6 protein-coding genes are annotated in these 7,942 nt (G+C 49.0%); all 6 read right to left on the bottom strand.

Annotation, left to right across the window (positions count from 1 at the left end; all coding sequences use genetic code 11):
* Nucleotides 1-383 precede the first annotated feature (383 nt).
* Nucleotides 384-542, bottom strand: coding sequence for a hypothetical protein (locus V3S16_RS09490; RefSeq protein WP_413884443.1), 159 nt, complete (start codon nucleotides 540-542; stop codon nucleotides 384-386).
* A 19-nt stretch (nucleotides 543-561) separates the two neighbouring features.
* Complete coding sequence (gene qrcD / locus V3S16_RS09485) at nucleotides 562-1,887, bottom strand: menaquinone reductase integral membrane subunit QrcD (RefSeq protein ID WP_413884442.1); 1,326 nt, start codon at nucleotides 1,885-1,887, stop codon at nucleotides 562-564.
* A 180-nt stretch (nucleotides 1,888-2,067) separates the two neighbouring features.
* The gene (gene qrcC, locus V3S16_RS09480) at nucleotides 2,068-2,853 is read right to left on the bottom strand and encodes a menaquinone reductase iron-sulfur cluster-binding subunit QrcC (protein WP_413884441.1); all 786 of its coding nucleotides are present in this window, start codon (nucleotides 2,851-2,853) and stop codon (nucleotides 2,068-2,070) included.
* An 11-nt stretch (nucleotides 2,854-2,864) separates the two neighbouring features.
* Nucleotides 2,865-5,090, bottom strand: coding sequence for a menaquinone reductase molybdopterin-binding-like subunit QrcB (gene qrcB, locus V3S16_RS09475; RefSeq protein ID WP_413884440.1), 2,226 nt, complete (start codon nucleotides 5,088-5,090; stop codon nucleotides 2,865-2,867).
* Nucleotides 5,091-5,133: 43 nt separating this feature from the next.
* Nucleotides 5,134-5,937 (bottom strand): menaquinone reductase multiheme cytochrome c subunit QrcA, encoded by an 804-nt coding sequence (qrcA, locus tag V3S16_RS09470; protein ID WP_413884439.1) that lies wholly within the window; start codon nucleotides 5,935-5,937, stop codon nucleotides 5,134-5,136.
* A 587-nt stretch (nucleotides 5,938-6,524) separates the two neighbouring features.
* Nucleotides 6,525-7,781, bottom strand: coding sequence for a type I glyceraldehyde-3-phosphate dehydrogenase (locus tag V3S16_RS09465; protein WP_413884438.1), 1,257 nt, complete (start codon nucleotides 7,779-7,781; stop codon nucleotides 6,525-6,527).
* Nucleotides 7,782-7,942: the final 161 nt, after the last annotated feature.

Genomic DNA, 7,942 nt, shown 5'->3' with positions numbered 1-7,942 from the left:
CTTTCTTATTGGAAACTGAAAAAATGGAGTGCCGGAGTACTGGAGTATTGTTTACTATTTTCTATATTCCATTACCCCAGTACTCCAGCACTCCAATACCCCATCAGGGTATAAGATCCATCAAATCCTCTTGGACGAATTAGGTTCACCGTTCTGCGTTCTGCGTTCTGGGTTAACCTCTGGTGAACCCTGGACCTTTGAACCTCTGAACCTTTCAACCCTGAACCTCTGAACCTTTCAACCTTGAACCTTAACCGCAAATCATTATGATGCTAAAGCTTTTCGCCTAAAAGGCGAAGGTTTTAAACCTGGCGAATGAAAAAAAAGCGCTCCCTCGACGGTTTGGCGAGACAAGCGCTTTTAATCCATATGAATTCCGAATCTTAGTGGTGATGATCGCCGTTTCCCTTAAGAGTGTCGAGGGCGGCCTTGATTATACAGTATGTCATTCCGAGACCGATGATAATAAGTGCATACCACAGCCCCCCCATAAAAACCACATGACCCATATCCCAGATCCATTCAAAATTAAACGGAAACATAATTTAACCTCCAAACCCTTTAGGCTTCTGCCGGTGTCAATTCCTGCCCCGCTTCAACCGGTGGTTCGACTGCTGCTAATTCCGGTTCCGGATCCAGAGCAGGCGATGGTTCCAGCGGATTAAGCTCTGCTTCATGGGGAAACACCGGCAAATAGCGGTGCGAAATCGCGATCAGAATAATACCGTAGGCTACCGGCAGGATGGTGGTGGCAATTTCCTGCCAACTGGGGAAATACATGAACCAGCCTTCAAAAGGCAGAACCGGCACCGCTAAAACTTGCAGCACCATTACCCAGCGGTTAAGACCAACCCCTGCTACAGCCAGGATACTCGCCGTCCACAGTGCCTTGTTGTTTTTACGCCCCTTGGCGGTAATCAGAATAAACGCGGGCACAAAACCGCAGATTACGATTTCAACAATAAGAATCCAAATCCCATATAAGGGGTTGTTGGAATAAAAATCCATTAATGTAAGTCCTTTGGACGGTGCGGTCACGGTTGCCCAATACCAGGTATCGATGGTCTTGGCAATAATATATGTCAGAATCATCCATCCTGAAACCTTGGCCAGAAACTCGATGGCATCATCCTTTACCAGCTTTTTACGGGTAATTTTTTCTGTGATCTTGGTAACCAGGATGGTAAAACACGGCCCGGCGGCGGCCGCCGACCATGTGAAGAGAAAAAAGGTCCAGGGCCAGATAAAAAGATGTTCCCGAAAACCAAACGGTCGCCCGTAAAGGACTCCGGTGACACCGCCTAAGGACCCCTGGTGGAAAAAAGAGAGGAACGCCCCGGTTGCTGCAAATACCGCCATGATTTCATGCATGTTGTGGCCCAGTTTGTGGAAAAACGGTACCTTGTCGATCTGGCGGTTTTCAAGGATCAGCGGAATATATTCGATGGTCAAAACAGCGAAATAGGCTGCAAGACAGAAAGCCACTTCGGTCAGCATAGAATGAACATTGGCGTGCCAGAAGATAAACCAGCCCCTTAAAGGCTGCCCGATATCGATGGCCAGAATGAGCAGGGCCGAACTGTAGCAGATAAAACCGATCAGCACGGCATAATTGATGATACTCTTCAGTACTTCTTTGCCGAAGATATACAGTAATAATCCGCTGAAAAAAGCGCCGCCGCCCACTGCAATCACCGCCAGATCGGCCCAGATCCACAGGGCGAACCCGTAAGCATCGTTCATGTTGGTCTGGTTAAGGCCTTTAAACCAGACCAACAGCATGGCATAAACGCCCCACAGCAGGACCGCACCGGCAGCACCGACAAACAGAATAAACTGCCACAACGGGCAACGCTTAACTCCTTTGGGTATTAATGCAGAATCCATACTTTATATGCTCCTAACTAGTGTCCATCCAGAAACAGCATCTTTCGGCCCAGGGCTGCGTTTTTCGCTTTTTTGCAACCCTCGGAATAGCGCGCTATGCCTGCGGTTGCAAAAACGCTCTAGCCTTGCCCTGAATCAAAATCTACCATTTCTGGATGGATACTAACTATTACAATATCTTCAGGTAGCCCGGAGTACGGCCTTCTCGGGTTTGCTTTCATTTTTCAAATAATTGTCACCGGACCGCCTTACCCACGCGCGGCTCGAAATATAATAGATCTTGGGGTTGGTTCCCAGTCTTTCCAGCAACCGGAAAGCATTGGGGCTCTTTTTATATTTATAAACAGCATGCTTGGGGTTGTTCAGGTCCCCGAATGTAATCGCTCCGGCAGGACAGGCCTGGGTACATGAAGTTTGATATTCATCTTCCTTGAGCTCGCGTCTTCCTTCCATATAAGCTTTTTCTTTTGCCAGCTGATACCTGTGAAAGCAGAAGCTGCATTTTTCGACGACACCGCGCATACGCGGTGAAACTTTGGGGTTTAAGTATTTTTCCATGCCGTCGGGCCAGACCGGATCCCACCAGTTAAAATAACGGGCATGATAGGGACAGGCCGCCATACAGTAACGGCATCCGATACAGCGGTTGTAAATCTGGCTGACGATTCCGGTTTTCATGCTGTAATCCGTCGCAATCGTCGGACAAACCACTACGCAGGGTGAATAACCCTCAACCTGCCCCCCACAGTGCATACACGGTCTTGGAAGATAGCAGACATCTGTTTCCGGAAAAGGTTTTCCGTTGGTCAATTTATAAACGCGCATCCATGTTAGGCTAAGCAGTTTATCGGACTCATCTTCCCTGAAAGGGACATTGTTTTCAGCCATACAGGCTACCATACAGGAGGCACATCCCGTACACTTATCCAGGTCAATGACCATTCCATATCTTGTGGGTTTTTTCATCGAAACCTCTTTTATGCTTTACTAAGCTTTGCCATAATCCCCCAGGCTGCATCGTAACCGGTCTCAGGGTCCTCTACCGGACCGATGAGCTCATTGAAATTTACACCCTTTTCCGCCAGATATTTATCATAGGCTGTATGGCCCAGCCCTCTCGGCAGAGCGACAACACCGGGCCTGATGCCGTCAAACCAATGTACTTTAACCTTGGCCTGGCCCCTGGGTGTGCTTAGAATCGCATGTTGGCCCTCGCGCAGGCGTAATGCTCTGGCGGTTTCCGGATTAAGCTCAACAAAAACATCCTGGCCTTTAATGACGGTATCTTCAACCGTCTTGACGGCAAACGGCGGATCACCGATATAACCGCTGAAGAGTCTAAAGGAATCGTAGGGTATCAGTACCAGTGGATACAGCTTTTTATCGCCTTCAATTTTTATCGGAGTATATTGCGGCACCCGGCCGGTCTCTTTATTTGCAAATTCAAATTTTCCGGAAGGTGTATTAAACGACATTTGCCAGGCTGGAGCCCCGTAATTATTATCTAACCGGAAACCTTTGGCCATTAAAGTCTCCCACTTATGGCCTAAAGTCTCTTTTAGGCAGGTTTGATAACCATCCCACGGAAAAGCGCCGGCAATACTGCCTCCCAGTGCCTTGGCAATGCGGATAACTATATCGCCAACATGTTGGGTGTTAAACTGGGGTTCTACCACCGGCCTGGCAAGGCTGGTAACAGGTTGTTGCAAACCAAACGGTGTCGGTACATCTTCATAGCGTTCAAGGTAGATATGATTCGGAAGGATAAGGTCGGCGTTTTGAGCGGTTTCATCCATGAAAGAAGAAAAACTTACCACAAACGGAATGTCGGCCATCGCCTTTTTGACGGCCGTGCTGCCCGGCATGGTATACAAAGGATTGGCATCTGTGACCAAAAGCGCCTGGAGGGGAGATTCTGCTCCGGGCCTGACGGCCGCGGGCAATCTGTTTAAGAGCGAGCGAGCATCAGGATACTTTTTGCTCCCGGCACCATCCAGGCGTTCGTGCTGCATTCCGGCAGCCGCAACGGCATCCTTTTGAACTTGCGGCCAATTGATATAATCAATTTCGGAAAAAGCCCGGATTCCGCCCTTTTGGTTGATATTGCCGGCCAGGGCGTTTAAGACATGGACGGCCATAAATTCATCAAGGCTGCCGGAAACAGTTCCCCGGCCGCGGCCGCAAATTGCCAGGGGCTTTGAAGCTGCGGCAAAATCCCGCGCCAGCGCGACGATATCTTTTTGGTCGATGGCAGTAATCGCGGCGACACTTTCAGGACTGTATTTATCAAGGACCAGTCGCTGTAAGTCCTCAAACCCGACAGTATAATTATCAACAAAATCAGCGTTGTATAATGACTCTTTAACAATTACATGGGCCAGCCCCAGCGCCAGAGCCCCTTCGGTCCCCGGTTTTACAGGAATCCATCGATCTGATTTGGCGGCGGTACGGGAAAGGCGCGGCTCAACCTGGATAACCTTCCCGCCGCCGCTGCGCCAACTGCTGTGGGCTTTGAACATCCTAACCGGTGACCCCCAGCCGTCGATGATCCCGCTGCCGAAGCTAAGGATAAAGTCGGCATTTTCAAAGTCGAATCCGGGAAGTGCCCTTGTGCCCTGCGTCAGTTGCAGGGTAAGCTCGTAAGAATCCAGCATCGATGGTGTCCGCATTGAATTGGGCGAACCGTACGCGGTCATGAACCTGGTAAAAAGCTGCGGCACGGTTCCGCGATCTGAACCGGTTATCAATCCGACCAAATGGGATTGTCCCCTTGCTCTCAGATCACCAAGTTGCTTGACTACCTCTGCAACAGCTTCATCCCAGGAAATTTTTTCCCAGTGCCCGGCACCCTTTGCTCCCACTCTTTTTAAGGGGGTTTTCACCCTGGTGGGACCGTAAAGCAACTGCAGGCCTGACAGGCCCAGCAGGCATATACCGCCGTCATTTACGGGGTGACCCTTCATCCCCTCTATCTTAATGGCGCGGTTATCGATTTTGAGGACCGTAATACCGCAGCGTCCGGGACAAAGAGTGCAGGTCGAATTTACATGGTTGATTTCTCCATCTTCCGGCACCGGCGTCCAGGGCCACATCTGGGTCCATATTGCGCTGTCATCCGTCAACTTCCATGGCATGGGCGAGAGAGCCGTACCCGCGGCACCGCCTATCAGAAACGACAAGAAACTTCTTCGGTCAACTTTCATCGATTTTACCCCTTAAAAATATAAATAAAATCGCGCGGCGATTTTATTTATGGCATACAAAACAACCATCTCTTTGTGTCTGAACGCTGTCACCTATACCGGCAGACACTTCCATGCCCGGAAAGGCTACAGCTATAATGTTATCGATCAGCCTGTTGATGGGTGTTTTAACATCTGTTCTCTGAACAGTGAACGTTTTTTGGTGGCATTCAGCACAATCATCCATTTTCATCCGATCCCAGCTGTTCTTCTTGAAACCGGCAATGTTTTTTCCCCAGATGTCCCGGCTGTAACCGGTAATCCGGTTCTCTTCATAGACTCTTGAAGTTTCGGACTCGCCGATAGGACCGTGGCAGGCGACGCATTCCATCTCGGCCCCCTTGACGTGGGCGGCATGGGAAAAGAATACGCTGTCTGGCTGCCGGGAGTATACCAGCCACGGGACCTCTCTTTCCTTGGCAACATACTCTTCGACAAATTTGATCTCTTCGGGATCTTCGCCCTGAACCTCTTCATGACAATCAATACACTGTTCCATTTTGGGGACTCCGGAAAAGGTGCCGTCCGCCCGGAAAAAATGGCAGCTTTCGCATTCGTCTTCAACTAGGTCTAAATGCAGCACATGATTATAATCTATGGGTTGTTTTTTTTGCGAATAAAGCAGCTCTGGGGAAATGACCCATCCCAGAATCAGACTGACTGCAAGTCCTAACATAAAGAACAGGGTACCGGGTCCGCCGGACCCGTTACCCTGTTCTTTGTTTTTTATTTCCGAAGATGACGCTTTTGCATCCTCGCCGGCAGCTTCCGGGGATATCTCTTTAGCATTATCATCTGATGTACTCATGAAAACTCCGTCAAGCTGTAATTGATGGCTTCATTTTGCGAAAACCTCACGGATCGCACTTAATAACACGCAAATCAAGTTTTCCGGTACGGACTAAATAACTTGCGTTTTGTATATACAGAGCTAATTTTTGTCAAGTAAATTCCTATCTCCGCAGCCCTATGAAAAGACCTGCGAACAGTTCTGACAAACAACGGAGAATTAAATTAAAATCAGCTGTTGGGGGGGGCATAAGCGCTAAGTTATTTTTTGCGCCGGATGGACTGTGGAAGGTTTACTTAAAAGATGAACATCGAACATCGAACGTCCAACATCGAATGGTGAATGAGAGGAAAAGGACGGATGAACATCGAACATCGAACGCCCAACATCGAATGATGAATAAAAAAAACGAGTGAAATTAAATTGCAGAGCGGAGCGACATCATTATTCGATGTTCAACGTTGGACGTTCGATGTTCGATGTTCAGTCTGTTTGACGTTCATCTTTCAAAACAACCCCCGTACGGCATAAATGTAACCTGTGAATGTTTACAAAACAACTTAGCGCTAATGGGGGGTAATCAAAAAGCGGTATTAAGTAGCACCTCACAGGTCTTCAGCTATGGAAACCGTGCGGTCGCCGAGGATGTTCACATAGCTTCCCATTTCATTATCATACCAGCCGTAGATAACGGCCTGGGTTACCGGCACCCGCACAACGGCATCTTGTAACAACGATATAATATCTTTTTCGATTCCCGGCACTTTTGCCAGATCTATGGTCACCTCGGCCGTGCGGGTATGTGTTTCATGCCCCTCAATGACCGTAGCGGCCCGCGGCATGCCTATGATATCTCCGGAAACATTCTGCTGTTCAGTATATATAAGGTACCCATTGGGATCATCGGATGCCGCTTGACTGTATATCTGCCCGATAAGATCGCGGTCGATAAATTTTCCTGTCAGTTCCTCCTGCAGATTCATGACCAGGATGATGAGAGACACGGTAGAAGTGGGAATTCTGATCGATTCTGCAATGAAGCCGATCTCTTCCATCTCCGGAATGACCAGCCTCAACGCACTGGCGGCTGCGGTTGTGGTCAGGATAATGTTGTTCATTATGCTCCTGTTTTTCCTTAGATCGGTCTTGCCGGCTCTGGGAAGCCGGTCCAAAACTTCTTGCGAGCCTGTCGCGGCATGAATCGTAGCCATGGATGCCGATAGTATTTTCTTGGGACCGAAATAGTTGAGAAGCGGCTTCATCATGTGAGCCAGGCAGGTCGTTGTACAGGAAGCACCGGATATCAGTTGATGACGTCTGGGGTCATAGTCGTTCCCATTGATACCCATAATGGTCGTTACAGCATCCGGGCACATCAATTGTTTCTTATCTTTGATTTTAAATGGCGCTGAAACAATGACTTTATCTGCGCCTGACTCTAAGTGTCCGCGCAGAGATCCTGCGGTATGATCCGGCGGCAGGGTTGGGTCCAGAAACTGTCCGGTTGTATCAACAACCAGTTTTATATCATGGGCCCTCCAGTCCAATTCGGCCGGATTTCGGAATGCCCTCAGGAACCGGACCTTGATACCGTCGATGGTCATAGTGCCGCTGTCTTCATTCAACTCACTGATAAGCGAAGCTGATCGGCAGCCGTAAAGAAAACCGTGGAGCAAACCATAGGTTGAATCCCTTTCCAGGTAGTGGGCAATGTCGGCCAGAGATGTTCCGGCTTCCCGTCCGATATTTACGACAATCTCATCAAAATACTTGCGTCCTATATGATGCCAGGCCGTAAGCTTGCCGATTCTGCCAAACCCGTTGATACCAAGCTTCATCCCTTTTCCGCTTCCAGCAGTCATTTGGGTGTCTCCCTTATAAGGTCTTCGTTTATTTGCGCTCGAATAGAGTTAAAGCTGGCAACGAGTAAACAGAGGACAGAGGTCAGAGGACAGAGGTCAAAGGTCAGTGAGCAGTAACCCGCAACTCGTAACCCGCAACCCGCAACTCGTAACCCGCAACC

Source organism: Candidatus Desulfatibia sp. (genome assembly GCF_036446775.1).
Classification (GTDB): Bacteria; Desulfobacterota; Desulfobacteria; order Desulfobacterales; family UBA11574; genus Desulfatibia_A.
Note: the sequence above shows the minus strand (reverse complement) of the source record. Positions and strands in the feature narration are given on the sequence as shown.